17 protein-coding genes and 1 tRNA gene are annotated in these 18,348 nt (G+C 62.4%); 10 read left to right on the top strand and 8 right to left on the bottom strand.

From position 1 onward, the window contains the following. The first annotated feature begins 109 nt into the window (after positions 1-109). The 3 genes from ACKTEK_RS05865 (at position 110) to ACKTEK_RS05855 (ending at position 4,864) form a co-directional block, all read left to right on the top strand. Positions 110-2,821: an ABC transporter transmembrane domain-containing protein gene (locus tag ACKTEK_RS05865; protein ID WP_409164894.1), complete on the top strand. Its 2,712-nt coding sequence runs from the start codon at positions 110-112 to the stop codon at positions 2,819-2,821. A 116-nt stretch (positions 2,822-2,937) separates the two neighbouring features. Continuing rightward, positions 2,938-3,402 carry a cyclic nucleotide-binding domain-containing protein gene (locus ACKTEK_RS05860; protein WP_409164303.1) on the top strand — a complete coding sequence of 155 codons (465 nt, stop codon included), beginning with the start codon at positions 2,938-2,940 and terminating at the stop codon, positions 3,400-3,402. Positions 3,403-3,487: 85 nt separating this feature from the next. Then, positions 3,488-4,864, top strand: coding sequence for an adenylate/guanylate cyclase domain-containing protein (locus ACKTEK_RS05855; RefSeq protein WP_409164302.1), 1,377 nt, complete (start codon positions 3,488-3,490; stop codon positions 4,862-4,864). Here ACKTEK_RS05855 and ACKTEK_RS05850 read toward each other — a convergent pair. Together ACKTEK_RS05850 and ACKTEK_RS05845 are read right to left on the bottom strand one after the other, a co-directional pair. Then, on the bottom strand, positions 4,858-6,708 hold the full coding sequence (locus ACKTEK_RS05850) for a glycosyltransferase (protein ID WP_409164301.1): 1,851 nt from the start codon (positions 6,706-6,708) through the stop codon (positions 4,858-4,860). The genes ACKTEK_RS05855 and ACKTEK_RS05850 overlap by 7 nt on opposite strands. A 6-nt stretch (positions 6,709-6,714) precedes the next feature. After that, entirely contained in the window at positions 6,715-7,434 is a 720-nt protein-coding gene (locus tag ACKTEK_RS05845) for an FkbM family methyltransferase (RefSeq protein WP_409164300.1), read from the bottom strand. Between the two features lie 119 nt (positions 7,435-7,553). Here ACKTEK_RS05845 and pcaH point away from each other — a divergent pair, with 119 nt between their 5' ends. The 3 genes from pcaH to ACKTEK_RS05830 all read left to right on the top strand — a co-directional run bounded on the left by pcaH (position 7,554) and on the right by ACKTEK_RS05830 (position 9,047). Next, entirely contained in the window at positions 7,554-8,276 is a 723-nt protein-coding gene (gene pcaH / locus ACKTEK_RS05840) for a protocatechuate 3,4-dioxygenase subunit beta (protein ID WP_409164299.1), read from the top strand. A gap of 1 nt (position 8,277) precedes the next feature. Beyond that, positions 8,278-8,856 (top strand): protocatechuate 3,4-dioxygenase subunit alpha, encoded by a 579-nt coding sequence (gene pcaG, locus ACKTEK_RS05835; protein WP_409164298.1) that lies wholly within the window; start codon positions 8,278-8,280, stop codon positions 8,854-8,856. Positions 8,857-8,955: 99 nt separating this feature from the next. Next, positions 8,956-9,047: transfer RNA gene (locus ACKTEK_RS05830), tRNA-Ser, on the top strand. Between the two features lie 60 nt (positions 9,048-9,107). Here ACKTEK_RS05830 and ACKTEK_RS05825 read toward each other — a convergent pair. From ACKTEK_RS05825 to ACKTEK_RS05800, 6 genes are all read right to left on the bottom strand, one after another. After that, the gene (locus ACKTEK_RS05825; RefSeq protein ID WP_409164297.1) at positions 9,108-10,229 is read right to left on the bottom strand and encodes a TonB family protein; all 1,122 of its coding nucleotides are present in this window, start codon (positions 10,227-10,229) and stop codon (positions 9,108-9,110) included. 23 nt (positions 10,230-10,252) lie between these two features. Then, positions 10,253-10,651 (bottom strand): ExbD/TolR family protein, encoded by a 399-nt coding sequence (locus ACKTEK_RS05820; RefSeq protein WP_409164296.1) that lies wholly within the window; start codon positions 10,649-10,651, stop codon positions 10,253-10,255. Between the two features lie 32 nt (positions 10,652-10,683). Continuing rightward, positions 10,684-11,064 carry an ExbD/TolR family protein gene (locus ACKTEK_RS05815; protein WP_409164295.1) on the bottom strand — a complete coding sequence of 127 codons (381 nt, stop codon included), beginning with the start codon at positions 11,062-11,064 and terminating at the stop codon, positions 10,684-10,686. Between the two features lie 12 nt (positions 11,065-11,076). Beyond that, entirely contained in the window at positions 11,077-11,799 is a 723-nt protein-coding gene (locus ACKTEK_RS05810) for a MotA/TolQ/ExbB proton channel family protein (RefSeq protein WP_409164294.1), read from the bottom strand. A 22-nt stretch (positions 11,800-11,821) separates the two neighbouring features. Further along, positions 11,822-12,265, bottom strand: coding sequence for a hypothetical protein (locus ACKTEK_RS05805; protein WP_409164293.1), 444 nt, complete (start codon positions 12,263-12,265; stop codon positions 11,822-11,824). Between the two features lie 85 nt (positions 12,266-12,350). After that, positions 12,351-14,144 (bottom strand): extracellular solute-binding protein, encoded by a 1,794-nt coding sequence (locus ACKTEK_RS05800; protein WP_409164292.1) that lies wholly within the window; start codon positions 14,142-14,144, stop codon positions 12,351-12,353. A gap of 802 nt (positions 14,145-14,946) precedes the next feature. On the opposite strand from ACKTEK_RS05800, the gene ACKTEK_RS05795 reads away from it, so the two are divergent. The 4 genes from ACKTEK_RS05795 (at position 14,947) to ACKTEK_RS05780 (ending at position 18,316) form a co-directional block, all read left to right on the top strand. Next, complete coding sequence (locus ACKTEK_RS05795) at positions 14,947-16,104, top strand: tyrosine-type recombinase/integrase (RefSeq protein WP_409164291.1); 1,158 nt, start codon at positions 14,947-14,949, stop codon at positions 16,102-16,104. Between the two features lie 338 nt (positions 16,105-16,442). Continuing rightward, complete coding sequence (locus tag ACKTEK_RS05790) at positions 16,443-16,724, top strand: hypothetical protein (protein ID WP_409164290.1); 282 nt, start codon at positions 16,443-16,445, stop codon at positions 16,722-16,724. Positions 16,725-16,810: 86 nt separating this feature from the next. After that, complete coding sequence (locus ACKTEK_RS05785) at positions 16,811-17,005, top strand: helix-turn-helix transcriptional regulator (RefSeq protein ID WP_409164289.1); 195 nt, start codon at positions 16,811-16,813, stop codon at positions 17,003-17,005. 30 nt (positions 17,006-17,035) lie between these two features. After that, the gene (locus ACKTEK_RS05780; RefSeq protein WP_409164288.1) at positions 17,036-18,316 is read left to right on the top strand and encodes a hypothetical protein; all 1,281 of its coding nucleotides are present in this window, start codon (positions 17,036-17,038) and stop codon (positions 18,314-18,316) included. Positions 18,317-18,348 lie beyond the last annotated feature (32 nt).

Genomic DNA, 18,348 nt, shown 5'->3' with positions numbered 1-18,348 from the left:
GTTTGCCATCGCACGTTGCATGGTCTGAAGTGTCATCTGATAACGTGACGTCTCGCCGCCGGGGGGCATGGCAGACACTATGACCGACCACCCACTCGTTCCCGATGCGATGGAGCCATCGCTGGCGCGCTATATCTGGCGCCACACGAAGGCTCAGCAGGTCTGGATTCTGGCCATCGTGCTGATTTCCATGCCGACTTATTTCCTCGCGCTGGACCTGCCAAAGCGGATCATCAACGGCCCTATTCAGGGGCGCGGCTTCGAAACCCCGGACGCCACGCAGAACTACCTGTCGTTCAACCTCCCCTTCACCGACATCGTCCTGCATGACGGGGTGGAACTGACGCGCATGGGCGCGCTGGCGCTGCTGTGCGCGATGTTCCTGGCGCTCGTGTGCGTCAACGGCCTCTTCAAGTTCTACATCAACACCTACAAGGGTCGGCTCGGCGAGCGGATGCTGCGCCGGATGCGCTACGAGCTGGTCGACCGCGTGCTGCGATTCCCAATCCCGCAGTTCCGCAAGATGAAGGCGTCCGAAGTCTCCACCATGGTGAAGGACGAGGTGGAGCCGCTGGGCGGATTCATCGGTGATGCCTTCGTGCTGCCCGTGTTCCTGGGCGGACAGGCGATAACGGCGCTGGTCTTCATCATTGTCCAGAATCTCTGGCTGGGCGGCCTAGCCGCCGGCATCGTCATCGTGCAGTCGATCTTCATTCCCCGGCTGCGCCGCATGCTCATCAAGCTGGCCAAGGAGCGGCAGCTGACCGCCCGCCAGCTGTCGGGGCGCGTCGGGGAAATCGTCGAGGGCGTGGCTGCGGTGCGCACCAATGACACCTCGAACTGGGAGCGCGCGGAGATCACGAACCGGCTGGGCCGGATCTTCCTGATCCGCTACGAGTTCTACCAGAAGAAGTTTTTCATCAAGTTTCTCAACAACTTCCTCGCCCAGTTCACGCCGTTCCTGTTCTACTCCATCGGTGGTTACCTCGCGATCCGCGGCACGCTGGACATCGGCCAGCTCGTGGCCGTCATCGCCGCCTACAAGGACCTGCCTTCCCCGGTGAAGGAACTCATCGACTGGGACCAGCAGCGTGTCGATGTACAGGTCAAATACGCGCAGGTCTCCGAGCAGTTCGCGGTCGACGGCATGGTGGGCTCCCTCCTCCAGAAGCCCGACATCGAGAAGGCCGAACCGCTGAGCGGCACGATTGATGTTTCCAACCTCGCCATCACCGATGATTCCGGTGCGAAGCTGATCGAGCGCGCGAACTATTCCGGCGACATGTCGGAGCGGGTGGCGGTTGTCGGCGGCGTCAACTCGGGCGCGGAGACATTCATCGAGGCGCTCGCGCGGCTCGTGCCGCCAACGTCTGGCTCGATCCAGATGGGCGGCCGCCAGCTTTACAACCTGTCTGAATCGCGCACCGGCAGGCGGATCGGCTACGCCAGCGCGGACACGTTCCTGCCGCAGGCAAGCCTGGAAGACACGATCGTCTACACGCTGCTGCATGCGCCGCTTCGCCCATCCGACGATACCGACGAGGAAGCCGGTCGCCTGCGCGAGCTTGCCAAGGTGGAAACCCGCCTGTCCGGCAATACCCCGCTCGAAATCAGCGACGTGTGGATCGACTACGAGGCCATCGGTGTGGAGACGCCGGAGGCCATGACGCAGCACTTGCTGGAACTGCTGCGCTTTGTCGGCCTCGACAATGACGTCCACGACCTTGGCCTGCTGGCCATCGTGGAGCCGGAAGAGTTTCCCGAACTCGCGAACTCGATCCTGGAAGCGCGCCGCACGATGCGTGAGCGTCTCGCCGAAAGCGGCCTGTCGAACAGCGTCGAGCCATTCGACCCCGGGCAGTACAATGCGGAAGCGACCATCGGCGAGAACCTGTTCTTCGGCAGACCCATCGGCCGAGAATTCGCCGACGCCTCCGCCTTCAAGCATCCTTACGTGGCGCGCATCCTGAAGGACACCGGCCTCGACGCGAAGCTCTACGCCATGGGCATCGAGATCGCGCAGACCATGTCGGAGCTGTTCGCCGAACTGTCGCCGGACGACCCCCTCTTCGACCAGTTCGCGTTCTTCCGCCCCGAAGAGATGAGCAGCTACCAGACGGCCCTGTCGCGCCATTCCGAGACATCGCTGGACAAGGCGCCGGAAGATATCCGCGCCATGTTCCTGAAGCTGCCGTTCTCCTATGCCGAGCCGCGCCACCGCTTCGGTCTCGTCACCGACGAGCTGAAGGCTTCCATCGTCGAGGCGCGCAAGGCATTCCAGGAGAACTACCCCGAGGAGCTCGAGGGCGCGATCGCCTTCTATGACCCGGAAAGCTACAATCACGCGGCATCGGTCGAGGACAACGTGATCTTCGGGCGCATTGCCAGTGGCGTCGCCGAAGCGCCCGAACGCGTTCGTGCTCTCGTGCTGGAAATTCTCGAAGGCATGGGGCTGGACGACACGATCCGCCGCGCCGGGCTGTATTTCGACATCGGAACCGGCGGCAAGCGGCTGACCCAGGTGCAGCGCCAACGCATCAACATTGCGCGCGCCCTGCTGAAGAAGCCGGACCTGCTGCTGCTCAACCGGGCGCTCGGCAGCCTCGATCCGCGCGCCCAACTGAAATTGCTGAAAAAGCTGATCGACGATTCAGCGCCGGAGGGACCGCGCGCCTACGGAATGATCTGCCTCGTCAGCCAGCCGGAGCATGCCGAACTGTTCGACCGCGTGCTGGTCTTCAAGGACGGCGTTCTGGTCGAGGACGGCGAGCCGAAAGCGCTTCGAAAGGCCGGCGGGCACTTCGCCAAGGCCCTGTCTTGAGGTTGAAGAGGTCCCGCAAGGTCGCCATGTCCTTTCAATTGGGACATGTCGGGAGCAAGGTGGTGGCCACGGAAACGCGAAAATGATCCTAAAAGGGATCGCGAAGGGAGCACTGAATGTCAGCCATATCGGATGAAGTCGATCTTCTGCGCCGAGTGCCCCTGTTTTCGCAGATCGATACCACCAAGCTGAAGCTGCTGGCCCTGGCCTCCGAGCGGCTGCGCTACGCGCCCGGCCAGAACATCATGCGCCAGGGAGACGCCGGCGATGCTGCATTTGTCATCATCAACGGCACTGCCGACGTGGTGATCGAGATGGGTGATGAGGAACAGGTTGTCGCCCAGCTTGGCCGCAATGACATCGTCGGCGAGATCGCCATTCTCTGCGATGTTCCCCGCACCGCGACCGTGCGGGCCGCCGGCGATCTCGACGTGCTGAAGATCACCAAGGACCGCTTCATCCGCCTGCTGTCCGATTTCCCGGCCGTCTCCGTCGGCGTCATGCGCGTGCTCGCCGACCGCCTCGCGCGCACCACGCAGGAACTGTATTCCGCGCAGGCCGAACTCTCGGGCCGCGGCTGATCGCCGGCCTTCTCACGCAGCGCTGAAGGCGCGTGACATTCAATTGTCTGGCGCGCGCGCAACGACGCGCCGATATGATCGCGCCATGACCGAACTGACCCCGACAGAGCCGAAACGCGGCGGCATCTCCGCCCGCCTGCCCCGCCTGTTGCCACCGGCGACGCGCGGCGAACTGCCGGCGCGCGTGCGAGGACAGATCACACGCCACGACAACGAGAGCGAAATCCTCGTCCGCCTGCTCCAGCTGGCCGTTGTCGCGTTCTTCGGCGCGCTCTACGCCATTTCCCCGAGCCAGGTTTCCGCCGGAACGTTCATGCCGGTGCCGTTCGTGCTGGCCGCCTACGGTGTCTTCACGGTCGGCGGGCTGCTGCTCGCCATGCGTTACCGCCTGCCGGATGCGGTCGTCTACGCCATGACGTTCCTCGACATCGCCCTGCTGATGGCGATGATCTGGAGCTTCCACATCCAGTACCAGCAGCCGCCGTCGTTCTATCTCAAGGCCCCGACGCTGCTTTACATCTTCATCTTCATCGCCCTGCGCGCGCTGCGGTTCGAGGCGCGCTTCGTCGTCGCGGCGGGTCTCGCCGCCATGGCCGGGTGGGCCGCGCTGGTCGCCTACGCGGTGATGGCGGAGGCCGGCGAGATGATGGTAACGCGCGACTACGTGACCTACCTGACGACCAACTCGATCCTGATCGGCGCAGAACTCGACAAGACCATCGTGATCCTGTCGGTCACGCTGATCCTTGCGCTGGCCGTGCGGCGTGGCCGGGCGCTGCTCGTCAGCGCCGTGCGTGAGGAAACGGCCGCACGCGACCTCTCCCGCTTCTTCGATCCCGGCGTTGCCGGGCGCATCCGCGATACGGGTGAAACCATCGCGCCCGGACAGGGTGTGGAGCGGAACGCGGCGATCCTCAACGTCGACATTCGCGGGTTCACGCGCCTTGCCGAACGCATGTCGCCGGATGCCGTCATCTGCGCACTCGCGGCCTACCAGGAGCGGCTGGTCCCGGTTATCCAGCGCAACGGCGGCACCATCGACAAGTTCCTCGGCGACGGGATCATGGCGACCTTCGGCGCGGCAGGCCCGACGGGACACGAATGCGCCGATGCCATGCGCGCGGTCGACGAGATCGTCGCGGCGCTCGACGACCGGTCAAAGGAAATTGGTGGCGGCAGCCTCGACCCGGCAAGCATCAATCTCGCGGTTGCCTCCGGCCCGGTCATCTTCGGCGCAGTCGGCAGCGACGAGCGGCTGGAGTTCACCGTCATCGGCGCGCCGGTCAACCTCTCCGCCAAGCTGGAGAAGCACAACAAGGCATTGGGTTCGCGCGCCATCGCGACCGCTGGGTGCTACGAGTCGGCCATTCGGCAAGGATATGTCGCAGCGCGCGAGGTCGAGCGCATTTCGGAGCAGGTTCCCGGCGTTGCCGAGCCGGTCGAGCTCGTGCGGCTCTACTGAGCGGCAGCCAGCGCCGCGCGCGGGTCGATCCACTCCACCGCATCGTGGTTGGCGAACAACTCGGCCAAGCCAGCGCAGACACTCCACGAGGTTTCGTCATGCACGAGGTGGTGCGTCAGGACGCCGAGCGGAACCTCGCTCCCAGACTGAAAACGGTCTTCGAGCCAGTCTGCCAGTTCTGCGTCGAGGTCAGCGGCGCTGCGACCTGTCCGCGTCGCCCAGTCCATAATGTCGAGATGCGTCGAGAGCGCGATCAATCCATCGCCGACGTTTTCGCCCTTCACGCCGAAGGTGGAGAGCGCCACGTAGCCCGCGTTTTTCAGATCGGCGTGAAACCGCGTGTCCATGCGGTTCCACGGCGGCACGAACAGCGGCAGCGGATCAGCGAACAGGTCCGCCATCCGTGCCTTGCCGACCGAGATGTCGTCGCCGACAGCATCGATATCGCGCGACGCACCGAATTCGCTGCTCTTGGTACCGGCGGGCGCGTGGTTGATGTGGGCAAGACCGTGCGTCGCGACATCGACCAGCGCTTCCCGTGACAGCCGCTCTGCCAGCGCCTGCGTCGCGTATTGCGGGATAACCGCGAGGACCGTGCGCAGGCCCATGCCCGCGAAGGTCTCGATGAACCGGTCGAGCGCAGGCGTCGGAGCCACCGCATCATCGTCGCGCAGCCACAGGCGGACCTTTCGGCCCGCTGACGCGAACCGGTCCAACACGTCGGCGCTTTTCGGAAAGGCTGAAATTGGCTGAGGCGATGGGACCGACGGTTTGAAGACGCCCGAGAACACGGACCGCGCCGTCTCGATGGATCGCTCGCGCGCCACGAACTTCCGCCCCGCCTTGCCCATTTCCCGGCGCCTGTCCGCATCATCGGCCAGCACACGGATCGCCGCGGCATATGCTTGCGGCTCGTGCGCGGTCAGCATTCCGGTCTCGCCGTCTCGGATGACCTCGCGCTGCGGCCCACGGTCCAGCGCCAACACCGGTAGCCCGGCAGCCTGCGCCTCCAGGTAGACCAGCCCGTAAGCCTCGCTGAACCCCGGCCAGAGCAAGGCGTCGGATCGGGAAAGTACCTCCGCCACACCACCACGCTCCAACTCGCCATGGAAGCGGACCTTGTCGCCAAACGGCTGGAACAGCGCCTCGACGGATTTCCGCTCCGGGCCGCCGCCAACGATGTCCAACATCCAGTCGATGTCGCCGCATGCTTCGAGCGCCGATGCCAGGAACCGGTAGCTGTCGAGCTTGGCGCGGGCGCGCATCATGGCCACGGTGACGAGCCGCAGCGGCGCACCCTCTTCGCGTTTCTGCTCAATGGCGAGCAGGTCGTCCGCCTCGATGAACGGCGGCAGCTGCACGAGCCGCTCATTCATTTCAGCCAGCCCCTGCGCATCGTCCCGGGTCATCCAGAAATTGACCTGCGCTCGCTTGATGCCGAACTCCGAGGCTGCCGACCAGCTGCCCCAGCCGTCCGCTCGCCGCTTGCGGGCGAAGGAGGACTCGATCCCGAAATAGGGAATGGCAAGCCCCTGCGCGACTTCCGGGCCGATCAGGTCCGGTGCGCGGTAGTAGTTGTGATAGGTGAGCCAGGCTTCGGGCCGCCACGCTTCGGGTCGCGTGTAATCGGCAAGCAGGCGGGCGGTCTCACCCGCGGCTTCGCGTTTCAACGCGGCAAGCGCGTCATCGTCCGGCTCGCGGCCGTAAGCGCGCAATTCGCTGGCGAGACGCACCTCGTGGCCGCCGCTTTCCAGCGCCTTGACGATCTGCCGGGCCATCTGCCGGTCGCCGGAGGGGACGGGATGGTTCGGAGATTTGAGCGGCGCATGGAACGCAATCCGCATCGCGCGTCAGTCCAGGTCTATGCGCCGCATGACGCAATCCATCTCGATCATGCGCAGCGACTTGCGGTCCCGCTTCACCGGGAACATGCCGGTGACGGCAAAGCCCGCTTCCTCGAAGGTTTCCAGCGTCTGGCGGTAACCCGGCACCCCGTCATAGATGTTCTGGAAGGCAACCTCCGCCTGCAGGCCGACAACCTCGTGCATCAGCCCGCGCGCGCCCTCGAAGACCTCGAGGTCGAAGCCCTGCGTATCCATCTTCAAGTAGACGCGGCGCGGATCATCGCCCAGCAGTTCCGGAAGATCCGCGTCGAGCCGCGCGACCTCGATTTGCTCGGCAACGGCATCGCGGTCCTGCTCGGTAAAGCGGCGCTTGCCGTAATCGGAGAATCCCTTCAGCGAAGACCACGTGCTGTCGGGGCTCTGGCGGATCGTTGCCGTGCCCGCCTGCGTGCCCAGCGCCTTGTTGCGGGTGTGCCAGCGCATGTCGGTTGCCGCCGCTTCCTGCAGCTCCGGAAAAACCGCCGACAGTGGTTCGTAGGAGACAATGTCGCCCTTGTATCCGAGCGCGCGCAGCTTCTGCCCGAACTGGCCGGCATTCGCACCCGCGTCGACCACCACATCGACCTGCAGCATGGGCAGCAACGCGGCAAGATGTGTCTCGATCCGCGCCTGCCGCTCCAGCCGGAACGCGTCGTAACCGCAGGCGCGCGCGATTTTGCGAAACATGCTCATGCCGCCCGATTAGCACGGACGGCAAAGCGGTGCAGCCGCTGTTTGACCCATCTGCTTGCCGTGGGGGACCGATTCCCCGAATATGCCGCCAAAACCGGATCAGGAGCCCGATGATGGCCCGCCCGCCTCTTTACCAGCGCGACCGCGCATGGCACCCGCAGCAGCACGATGCCGCCTACAAGTCGACCGTTCTGCGCAGCCCGCGCCGCAATTTTATCAGCCTGCCACCCGGAGAAGGCGAACTGACAGGCCCGGTCTTCGGCCACGAGATGCTCGAGGAGGCCGACAACGACCTCATCCGCAACTACATCACCGAAGGCGAACCCATCGGCGAGCGCATTTTCGTCCACGGGCAGGTGCTGGACCAGAACGGAAAGCCACAGCCGGGCGTCCTCATCGAGGCGTGGCAGGCCAATGCCGGCGGGCGCTATCGCCACGTCATCGACAGCTACGTCGCACCGCTCGACCCGAATTTCGGCGGCTGCGGGCGCACGGTGACCGATGACGAGGGCCGCTACTGGTTCCGCACCATCCGACCCGGCCCCTATCCCTGGCGCAACAATGGCTGCGAATGGCGTCCGGCGCACATCCACCTGTCCCTGTTCGGACATGCCTTCGCCCAGCGCCTCGTCACGCAGCTCTATTTCGAGGGCGACCCGCTGATCCCGCTCTGCCCCATCGTGCAGACCATCAAGGACCCGGCAGCCATCGACATGCTCGTCGCCCGGCTTGACCTCGAAAACCAGGTCGATTTCGACGCGCTCGCCTATCGCTTCGACATCGTGCTGCGCGGCCAGCGTTCGACCTTCTTTGAAAACAAGCGCGAGGGGAACTGACATGGCCGGACCATTGCTCAAGGAAACCCCGTCACAGACCGCCGGCCCCTACGTTCATATCGGCATGCTGCCTTCGGTTGCCGGGCTTTCCATGCGCACGCAGGAGAAGCCGTGGATCACGGCGCTTGCAGGCGACACCATCGCCCTTGAAGGCACCATCTACGATGGCGACGGCGAGCCGGTGCGCGATGCGGTGCTGGAACTCTGGCAGGCGGATTCGTCCGGCAATTTCGACGATAGCCAGGCGGGGTTCGCGCGCGCAGCCTGCGACCTGAAAAGCGGCCTCTACCGATTCGAGACGGTGAAGCCAGGCGGCTTCGCACTGCCCGACGGGCGCATGCAGGCACCGCATATCACGCTGCTGATCTTCGCGCGCGGCATCAACCTGCACCTACATACGCGGCTCTATTTCTCCGACGAGACAGAGGCCAATGCCGAAGACCCGGTGCTGAAGATCCTGCCCTCGCAGGCCGCGCGAGACAGCCTCATCGCCTGTGTCGATCCGCAGACGGACGAGCGGCGCTACCACTTCGACATGGTGCTGCAGGGCGAGCGGGAGACGGCCTTCTTCGACGTGTGACGGGCGCTCTGGAAAACTCCGCGATCGACCGCCCTGCCCGGCTTGATTTGCAGTGCGAAACTTTGCATTGTCCGCACCTCGCCGGGAACGGCGAGAAGCGGTGACGTGGCCGAGTGGCTGAAGGCGGCGGTTTGCTAAATCGTTATACGGGGAAACTCGTATCGAGGGTTCGAATCCCTCCGTCACCGCCATTTCCTCACAATCGAATGACGATTTCGCAACGCATGGCGCTTTTTCGCCAGTTGCGGGCTTTAGCGCAGGCGGAAGCTGATGGGCGCGGTGAAGCTCATCGAGTTGCGTCCCGCGCCCGAGGGAATGGGCGGAAACCGCGATGCGCGCCGCACCATCGCCACAGCCTCGCTGTCGAGAAGTGAGTGACCCGACGAGCGCGCAAGATTCACACCAATTACCGAACCGCTGGAATTGATCGTGAAGCGGACCGTGGCGCGGCCCTGCGCGCGCGCGCGGCGCGCCGCTGCCGGATAGCGCTGGTGGCGGCGCAGATGTGCCATCACCCGGCCCGCATAGTTGGAACTGTTGAACCGTCCTGCGGTTTGGCGACGGCCATCATTGCCGGTCCGCCCGCGATTGTTCGATGCCCGCCCGCTCGCAACGCTCGACCTGTCCGCCGCCGTGTTGCCGCGCTGGGCCCGTTGTTGGCGGGCCAGTTCGGCGCGCTCGCGTTCGCGCTTCTCGGCCTGCGCGCGCGCGATGCGGGCTTCTTCTTCCCGGGCCTTCTTCCACCATTCCGGCGCTTCCGGCCGCTTGCGCGGCATCGGCGCGATGTTGGAGGCCCTCACCGTTTCCTCAGGCGTCACTGATTCAGCCTGCACCGGGGCGACCGCCTGTGCATCCGGCGCAACAAAGACCGCAGGGGGCGGCGTCAACGCGGGTGTCAAAGGCTCGTCGGTTTCGCTCGGCGACGTCGCCATATCGGTTGCGGGGGCTGCCTCGGCTGGAAGCGCCTCGGCGCTGGCGACGACGTCTGCCTCGGCAACCTGCGTGGGTTCGGCTTCGGCCTGCTGGACTGGTTTGGCGTCTGCAGTTTCCACCGCGTCCGTCTCGACGGGTTCAGCCTGCTGAGATTCGGTTGGCTCACTCGATGGCGGCTCGACTGGCATTTGCGCAGAGGGTTCAGCCTCTGCAACCTCGACCGGCGTATCCACCGGGACGGCTTCGCTGGCCTGGACCGGCTGCAATTCGGTTTCGTTCGTTTCTTCGGCGTCGGCAATGCCCTGCACCTGCACGACCGATGGCAGGTCGTCGAGCAGCGTGATCGCGCCGCCGGCCATGCTGTCCTCCATCGGCGGCTTCATACCGCTCCACGGGAAGAACGCCGCGGCGTGCGCCACACCCGACAGCACCAGCGCCACGATCCAGATGCGCCCCAGGGACATCACTGCGCCTCCGCGTCGAGGGACACGATGAGGCGCATGTTGCGCACGCTAGCGTTCTGCAGCGCCTTGATCGCGGCCATGCCTTCAGACGCATCGAGCGCCCGGTCGGTCAGCACCCAGACCATGCGTTGGCGGGCATAGTCACCCGCGTCTTCTGCGCCCGCTTTCAGCCGTTCGGCGATGGTATCGGCACTGAGCGTCGCACCGTCATAAACCAGCACGCCCCCTTCACGGATCTGCACGATGCGCGACTGGTCCAGTCCCGCGACGGCCTCGCGCGCAACGTGGGGCGGGATCAGCCCTTCATTGTCGAACTGCCGCAGCGTACCGGCCACCAGCAGGAAGATCAGCATTAGGAAGACGACATTGATCAGCGGAATGGTGGAACTGTCGGACATCGACCGCGCAGTGTTTGACTTGGCGAAGCGCATCATTGGGCGCTCCCCGTCACGACCGGGAAGCCGGCCTGCTGGATGCGGTCGAGCATGGTGACGAAATCCTGCATGGTCGAACCGGGCCGGGCGAGCAGGACAACGCGCGTTTCGCTTGCCTCACCAATTGCCTCGAAAAGCGCCTCGCGCTCCACCGGGCGGCCGTTGATATCCAGCGCGCCGCCTTCCCCCACCCGCACGAGCACGGTCTGCAGGTCCGACTGGACAGCATTGCCGGGCACGCGCGCGGAAATGTCGATCTCCCCGTTGCGCGCGAAAACCGACGCCAGCAGGAAGAACAGGACGAGCAGGAAGATCACGTCGATCAGCGGCGTGATGTTCACAAGGCGCTTGCGCGGGGTGGTGGCGGCGAACCGCATGGTCGTCTGGCCCTATGCCGCGATTCTTGCCGACTTGGCGTCAGCATCCGGCGTCTGTGCGATGCGCCTGTTCAACACCGAAATCGCCATGTCTTCCATCGCAAGCTGCTGACGCGCGATCCGGCTTTCGAACCAGTTCAGGACGATGTTCGCGGGCATCGCGACCAGCAGGCCCGCAGCCGTGGTCAGCAGTGCGATCCAGATGCCGCCGGCAAGGTCGGACGGGTCGACGCGCGCGCCGGACTCCTGAAGCTGCCGGAACGCCTCGATCATGCCGACGACCGTGCCGAACAGACCAAGCAGCGGCGCGACCTGCACCAGCGTTTCCAGCACGCGCAGGTAGCGGCGCATGTCCTGCACGATAGCCGCACCGATGCGTTCAAGGTCTTCGCGCAAGCCCGTGGCCGGGTCGCCGACGCTGTCGGTGAGGCCGTTGCGCACGTTCTCCGCTCCCGTCACCGCATGGACGAGGATGCGGCTCGCGGGGTTCTCATCACCGGCAAGATTCGCGACCGCGCCCTTGTCGCCATTGCGGAGCCAGGCATCCAGCGCGCGGCGGGCTGCGCCGTTGCGGCCGACGCGCATGGCGTGGAACTGCCAGAGCTTCACGAGGATGAGCGCGACCAGGACAACGCTGAGCACGAGCAGGATTGCGACGACCGGACCGCCGAGGGCGATCATGTCGGTCAGGCCCGAAAATGCGGTGTCGGAGTTGGCCTGAAGGGTGACGTCCATGTCTCAAACTTTCTTGTGGTGGCTAGAGAACCAGCTCGATTTCGGTGCGGCTCGACACTTCGGTTGCCGCAAGGCAGCTCGCCGGGTTGATGTCTGCCCCGGCGCCCTTGCAGGCGGAATACTCGTTCAGGAGGATGCGGCCGATCTCGCCGCACTGGGTCTGCGGCAGGTCGAACTGGCGCACCCGCAGCTTCTTGTCGGGCATCGCGCCGGCCGACAGCGAAACCACCTGCCGGATACGTTCGTCGGTGCCAAAGATCACGACCTGCATGGTCAGCGCTTCAAGGTCGGTGCCCGTCTCGTTGGTCATCAGGAAGCTCAGGCGGCAGGCGTCCTCGTTCTGCTGCGACTGGTTCAACTCGATGCCGATGCGCCCGGCCTCCTGAGCCTGCGCGCCGACAATGCTCGCCGAAATGGCCAGCGATGCCGCCAGCACCGTGCCCAGACATGTCTTCACGATCGTCATCCCGCCCTGCTCCTCATTTTCGTTCGCGCCGTCCCCAACCCTAGCCTCTCGTCACTGCCGGTGAAACGTGACCGGCTCGTGGCCTTCAGTTCGTCCGCCGGTCCTCGAACCACCAGCGATCGAGAACCGAAGGCTCGACACTGGCGTCGGGGTAAGCGAGCGCGCGGACATGCGCAATCCACGTTGCCTGCTCGCGCCAGAGCGGGACAACATACTGCTGGGCCCGCATAACCCGGTCGAAGGCGCGTGCCGCCGGCAACAGTGCGTCCATCGAACGCGCATTTCCCATCGCCTCGATTGCCGCGTCCAGCGCCGGGTCCTTCGTGCCGGCCAGTGCGTAGCTGCCCGGCTGATCTGCCAGCGCACTGTGCCAGAGAAGGTTTTCCGCGCGCCCCGGCATGGGCGACGGCGTCCATCCCAAAACCGTCATGTCGTAGTCGTGGTCGAGCATCCGCCGCTGTGCGGTGACAGGCTCAAGCGAGCGCACGATCAACTCGATCCCGATCCTCTCCAGCGCCTCGGCATAGGGCGACAGCACGCGCCCGGCCTGCGGGTTCGGGGTCACCACCTCGATCTGGAACGGCTTGCCGGTCGAAGGATCGATGCGGCGGCCATCGCGCACGATGAATCCCGCCTCGCGCAGAAGCCTGTCAGCCTCCGCGTTGCGGGCGCGCCGGTCTGCGAATGTCGCGGGCTGGAGGATATCCGCGCCGAAGATTCCGTCCGGCAGGTTCGCGCGGTGCGGCGTGAGCAGGTCGCGAACGGTCACATCCGCCGCGCCTTTAGCTGACAGTTCGCTGTCGCCATAGAGGCTCACCGGCACCTGGTAGAGGCCCGAGAACAGGTTGTCGCGAACCCATTCGGCATCAAACGCGATGGCCAGCGCCTGCCGCACCCGGCGATCCTGAAATGCCTGGCGGCGCAGGTTGAATACAAGGTTCTGGATACGGCCCGAACCGACCGCATCGAAGCTGGATAGCTTGATGTCGCCATTCTCGACCGCCGCATTCGCATAGGCACTGCTCCAGTTGCGCGCGCTGGTTTCTTCGCGGACGTCGAGATCGCCCTTCATGAAGGCCTGCAGCGCAACCGAGTCGTCGAGATAGTAGCGGACCTCGATCCGCTCGAAGTTCCACCGGCCCCGGTTCACCGGCATATCGCGCGCCCATTGATCGACAACGCGCTCGAGGACCAGTTGCTTGCCGATCTCGAGGCTTGCAACGCGGTACGGACCGCTGCCCACCGGCGTCTGCGAACTTACGTCCGTGCCCGCCTCGCCCGACCACAGATGTTCGGGATGGACCGGGAACGCGCCAACGGTCTTCACGAAATCACGGTCGCCGGGCCGTGCATTGTCGAACCGGACCGTGTGGTCGTTTTCCGCGGTCGCAGAGATGCTTCGAAACGCCTGCCGGTAGAACGGCGCGCCCTGCGCCTTCAACGTCTCGAAGGTGAAGACCACGTCGCCCGCAGTCACCGGCTCGCCGTCATGCCAGCGCGCATCCGCGTTGATGCGAAATGTCACCGAGGACAGGTCTTCGGCAACGCGGATGCCCTCGGCGAGCAGGCCGTAGAAGGAGGCCGGCTCGTCGGCGGCGCGTTCCACGAGGCTTTCGTAGATCAGCCTCAGGTCCGTCGGTGTCGCGCCGGGATAATGCAATGTGTTGGTGCTGTCGAAACGCGCGGTGCGCCCGACCCGCAGCGTCCCGCCCATTGGAGCCTGCGGATTGACATAGGCGAAATGCGAGAAGCCCTCGCCATAGGCAAGTGATCCGAGTGGCGAGAAGCCGTGCGCGTAGCGTTCAGTCTCGGCAAAGGCCGTGCCGCCTGCCATGACGGCGAGCGCAAACATTGCCGCTGTGAAGATCGTGTTTCTCATCTTTGCGCTGCCTCTTACCCTGGCTCCCGCCGAAGCGGTACGGCTCAACTGACAGCGGTGTTAAACACAATCTTGACTTTTTTAGTCAAGTTATAAATTCGAATTGACTTCCAGATGCGGCATGATGGGCGGCAAGACACCACTCTCGCGGGTGGACTGCCTGAACGCGGAACCTCGGTGGCCCTCGTCGCAATCGGTCGTTTCCTGTCGCCTTTTGCAGAAGCATTCCGCACCGATCTGCGACAGTTCCCTCAGGCCAATGCCTGAGGGAACAATTGCCATCAGCGACAGACGTAGCGGTGGGCGCAATGCGCGGCGCGCGATGCGCAAAGCGCCAGAATTCGAGATGCTGCCGGGGCTGACACGCCGGTTGCCAACCTGAGACCCAATGGACCAGCAACAGGTTCAGTTGATCGATCTCGCTTTAATGCTGCGGCAGATCGACCTGTCATTCAGGGAAATCGGCATTGCATCCGGCTTCGCCACGGCGGCGCATTTCTAGCGGAAACATCTCCAGAACTACGGATGCTCGCCGTGCATGGAGCGGCTTGTCTGAGAGGTGCTCCGCCCCGCGATACAAACATCAAACGACTGGTGACCCCGACAGGATTCGAACCTGTGACCCTCAGATTAGGAAACTTGATCCACTAATTTTGCATAACATCCTTCAATATCGTGACTTTCAGAAATTATGCATTCATTTCAGCCATTTGTGATAATGCGGTATCAGGACGTTGCGCGCCACCAACAGACAGCTATAGTCATTAGTACCCCAGAATTGCCGGACACCTGACGGACACAAATGACTCAGCTCTCACAGCGGAAGCCGCTTTCTGACAAACAAGTTCGAGATCTAGAACCCCATCCGCAACGCAATCAGCAGATCGTCTACGACACTCAAGTGACTGGGTTTGGAATTCGCATCACAGCGACCGGAAAAAAGAGCTTCATCCTAAACTATCATGTGAATGGAAGGGAACGCCGACGGACCATCGGGCACTATCCAGCTTGGTCAGTCGCAGCGGCTCGGAAGCAGGCTGCAGAATGGCGTCGTATGGCCGATGCCGGTGTCGATCCAGCAGAGGAAAAAAAGGCACTACGAGACGCGCGTACGGTGGATCAATTGTGGGAGCGCTACAGAGACGAAGCGCTGCTCGCAAAAGCCAAGCGCTCTCAGGCCGACGAGATCTCTATGTGGGACACTTGGGTTCTCCCGAAATTAGGCACGCGGCGCCTCTCCCAAATTAGTCACTCCGATATCGACAAATTGCATCGCAACATCACCACTAAGTATCCGGTGCGAGCGAACCGAATTATCGCCTCCTTGCGCAGAGCATTTAACCTCGCAATTCGCTGGGAGTGGGTAGAGGCAAATCCCGCAATAGGTGTAGCGCTAAATCCTGAAGAGCCTCGGGAACGCTACCTATCGCCCAGAGAAATCGATCGTCTATTGGACGCCCTCCAAGCTCATCGGGAGCAAATCTCATGCGCGGTTATTCGTTTCTTGTTGCTGACAGGGTGTCGGAAGGGTGAGGCGCTAAGCGCCACATGGGACCAGATCGATTTTGACGAGGAGACGTGGACCAAGCCGAGTTCTCACACAAAGCAGAAGCGCCCACATAGAGTGCCGCTTTCAGCAGCCGCAGTCGCTTTGTTGGAGGACCTCAAGAGCACGAGCAAATGCAAATTCATCTTTAGTCGTGATGGCAAGAGACCGCTACAGGACATCAAACGAACTTGGTCCGCAGTTCGCAAAGATGCCGACATAAACGACGTGCGGCTCCATGATCTCCGGCACTCGTTCGCGTCGATCCTAGCATCAGAGAACCATTCACTCACCGTTATAGGTCGTCTTCTAGGGCATACCCAACCATCGACTACAGCGAGGTATGCGCATCTCTTCGACGATCCGCTTCGATCAGCCACAGAAGTCGTATCAAAGAAATTGACATCGAAATGACCCGACGACCGGGACGGCCACCAAGAGAAGATGAAGTGGTAGCGCGATTGCGTTCGGCACAGAGGCGCTATGAGGAGCACAACGAGTACGACATTTCTGACGTCGCGCTCGCTATCGGATACTCACCTAACAGCCCCCCCGAGTGGGCGATAGCAGCGTGCTTTGACTACTACGAGGAAACCAAGCGCCGGAGACTTCAAAACAGGCACGACCCCCTTCAGAGGGTCCTTGATGAGGTAATCCGGCAAATGCTCATCCATGACGGCGTACATCCATTTGAACGCCCTGCTGCTCCCAACTCAAAGCCGTTGTCATTTCGATCGGCATTTCACAGAGCGATGAAGCAGCTCGAACTTTTTGACGAAAGCAACCCAGATAATTTCCTGCGCTCCGCACAACGGCTTTGGAAATTGGAAAACGATCAGCACCCCAACCCGAACCCTTTACGTACTGACTTCAGCGATGAGGAATTGCCAGACAGCGGAGTACGGGACACTCCGCGACTGCGAAGGGTGGTGGAAGAAATTTACGCGGTACGGATCAATGGGGGGAATTACCCAAGAGACATCACCGGCAGACGCGCATGGCAAGACAGGCAACGACAACGAGTGCGCAATTAAATAGCTGGGTTTAATTCGTATCTGAGCAGTCCGTCGCACCCGTAGCTTGTCAGTCAACGTTCACCACAGACGCTGGATGGCATCTCATGACGGACAAGTTCGATGCGAGTGAGCTGATCACTGCTCGAGAATTGGCTGCCCGACTAGGCATATCACAACGGACACTGAGCCGTTGGGCACGCATGCGCACCGGGCCCAACCGGATCAAGATCGGCAGGAAGGTCTTCTATCGCGAGCGGTCCATTTCAAAATGGCTACTCCATCAAGAGCAGACTTACTGAGCTCTCCTTAGCGTGAACCCCGGTGCAAAAATGATCACTCTCAAATCGGCTCAAAAGCGCGAACAAAAACTCGTGCGCCGAATTCGCCAATACAGCGCCAGCGGGTCGATCGAGAAAGCGCGCCAGTCTGTAAGACTGTACCTTCACTCGCATGCTGCGCGGGTGGCGGCCATCCATAAAGCGAGCAAAAAAATTTCAATGGAGTTGAGCGAAGATCGGATTAATCAGATAGCCAGCGAAATCAGCCCTTGGCTTGGTACCAACGAAGTCGTTCGCTACCACGTGAAACACAAGTCGAACGGGGGCTACCGCCTCATCTACAGTTACGATCTACGTAATCGTGCCCTGCAGTATCTTTTCGCGCGCGCACTGGAGGCCACTGATCAAAACCCAACGACCCGATGCGACGTGAAAGGTAAAGGCAGAACCTATGCCATCAGCCATGTAGCCAACCTCATCGAATGCGGCTTCGACCATATCGTCGTGGCAGATATCAAAGATTGCTACCCAACTTTCGACAGCCAAACGTTACCAGATCTTTTGCCATTACCACGAAAAGTCACGCGCGAAATCATCACTGATCGGCCGAGAAACCGACAGCGATTGAGAAATCGGAGACAGATACCGCAACTCGGTTATCGACGTCCTCCCAATAACAATAACAGTGGTACCAGTAATGGAAACTACGCCCGTGGAGGAAGGCTCGAAAGCGGTTTGCCGCAGGGATCGGCCGCGTCACCTTCAGTGGAAAGATACCTTCTTGGTTCAGCCGTAAAGATCGGCTGGTCGGAAGCGATAGCGTGCTGCTATGCGGACAACTATCTGTCTCTATCTACATCAGCAAGTGACGCCGGTACGTTGCACAATTTCCTGCAAAGGTTCCTCTGGAACCACGCCGCTGGATCCTTCCTCCTAGTTTATCGACAGACTACTGCTGCTAAAGGATTTGACTACCTCGGATACCGGCTTCGTGCCATTTCTCAAGCCGGGCATCGAAAGTGCTGGATCGACCTAACGGCAAGAAACCATCGCAAATTCTACGAGAGCATTTGTCTCGCGGCCGAAACCGATGCACGAAATGGATCGGTGGATGTCCCGCTACTTCGAGAGACAATTCACCGGCAACTGAACAGCCATAATCTGGTGAGTTGGCGAGCACATGCGGAATTGATTATCTCTGCGGCTGTAAGTGCGGAAATCGAGCTTGGAGGACGTCGCATCAGAACAGTCGTGCGGCAGGCACTTCAGACCGTAAAGCGCTGTTCACGGAACAGAAGATACTCTGCCCCAGTTGACGTTGAAGATATCTAGCCGACCGGGTTCGCAACACTCGATGTAGCCAC

This window comes from Tepidamorphus sp. 3E244 (assembly GCF_046159835.1).
GTDB lineage: Bacteria > Pseudomonadota > Alphaproteobacteria > Rhizobiales > Tepidamorphaceae > JACKJK01.
Note: the sequence above shows the minus strand (reverse complement) of the source record. Positions and strands in the feature narration are given on the sequence as shown.

Coding starts and splice junctions, on each gene's coding strand:
- ACKTEK_RS05865 (WP_409164894.1), top strand. CDS start 110: ATGGAGCCATCGCTGGCGCGCTATATCTGGCGCCACACGAAGGCTCAG.
- ACKTEK_RS05860 (WP_409164303.1), top strand. CDS start 2,938: ATGTCAGCCATATCGGATGAAGTCGATCTTCTGCGCCGAGTGCCCCTG.
- ACKTEK_RS05855 (WP_409164302.1), top strand. CDS start 3,488: ATGACCGAACTGACCCCGACAGAGCCGAAACGCGGCGGCATCTCCGCC.
- ACKTEK_RS05850 (WP_409164301.1), bottom strand. CDS start 6,708: ATGCGGATTGCGTTCCATGCGCCGCTCAAATCTCCGAACCATCCCGTC.
- ACKTEK_RS05845 (WP_409164300.1), bottom strand. CDS start 7,434: ATGTTTCGCAAAATCGCGCGCGCCTGCGGTTACGACGCGTTCCGGCTG.
- pcaH (WP_409164299.1), top strand. CDS start 7,554: ATGGCCCGCCCGCCTCTTTACCAGCGCGACCGCGCATGGCACCCGCAG.
- pcaG (WP_409164298.1), top strand. CDS start 8,278: ATGGCCGGACCATTGCTCAAGGAAACCCCGTCACAGACCGCCGGCCCC.
- ACKTEK_RS05820 (WP_409164296.1), bottom strand. CDS start 10,651: ATGTCCGACAGTTCCACCATTCCGCTGATCAATGTCGTCTTCCTAATG.
- ACKTEK_RS05815 (WP_409164295.1), bottom strand. CDS start 11,064: ATGCGGTTCGCCGCCACCACCCCGCGCAAGCGCCTTGTGAACATCACG.
- ACKTEK_RS05810 (WP_409164294.1), bottom strand. CDS start 11,799: ATGGACGTCACCCTTCAGGCCAACTCCGACACCGCATTTTCGGGCCTG.
- ACKTEK_RS05805 (WP_409164293.1), bottom strand. CDS start 12,265: ATGACGATCGTGAAGACATGTCTGGGCACGGTGCTGGCGGCATCGCTG.
- ACKTEK_RS05800 (WP_409164292.1), bottom strand. CDS start 14,144: ATGAGAAACACGATCTTCACAGCGGCAATGTTTGCGCTCGCCGTCATG.
- ACKTEK_RS05795 (WP_409164291.1), top strand. CDS start 14,947: ATGACTCAGCTCTCACAGCGGAAGCCGCTTTCTGACAAACAAGTTCGA.
- ACKTEK_RS05790 (WP_409164290.1), top strand. CDS start 16,443: ATGAAGCAGCTCGAACTTTTTGACGAAAGCAACCCAGATAATTTCCTG.
- ACKTEK_RS05785 (WP_409164289.1), top strand. CDS start 16,811: ATGACGGACAAGTTCGATGCGAGTGAGCTGATCACTGCTCGAGAATTG.
- ACKTEK_RS05780 (WP_409164288.1), top strand. CDS start 17,036: ATGATCACTCTCAAATCGGCTCAAAAGCGCGAACAAAAACTCGTGCGC.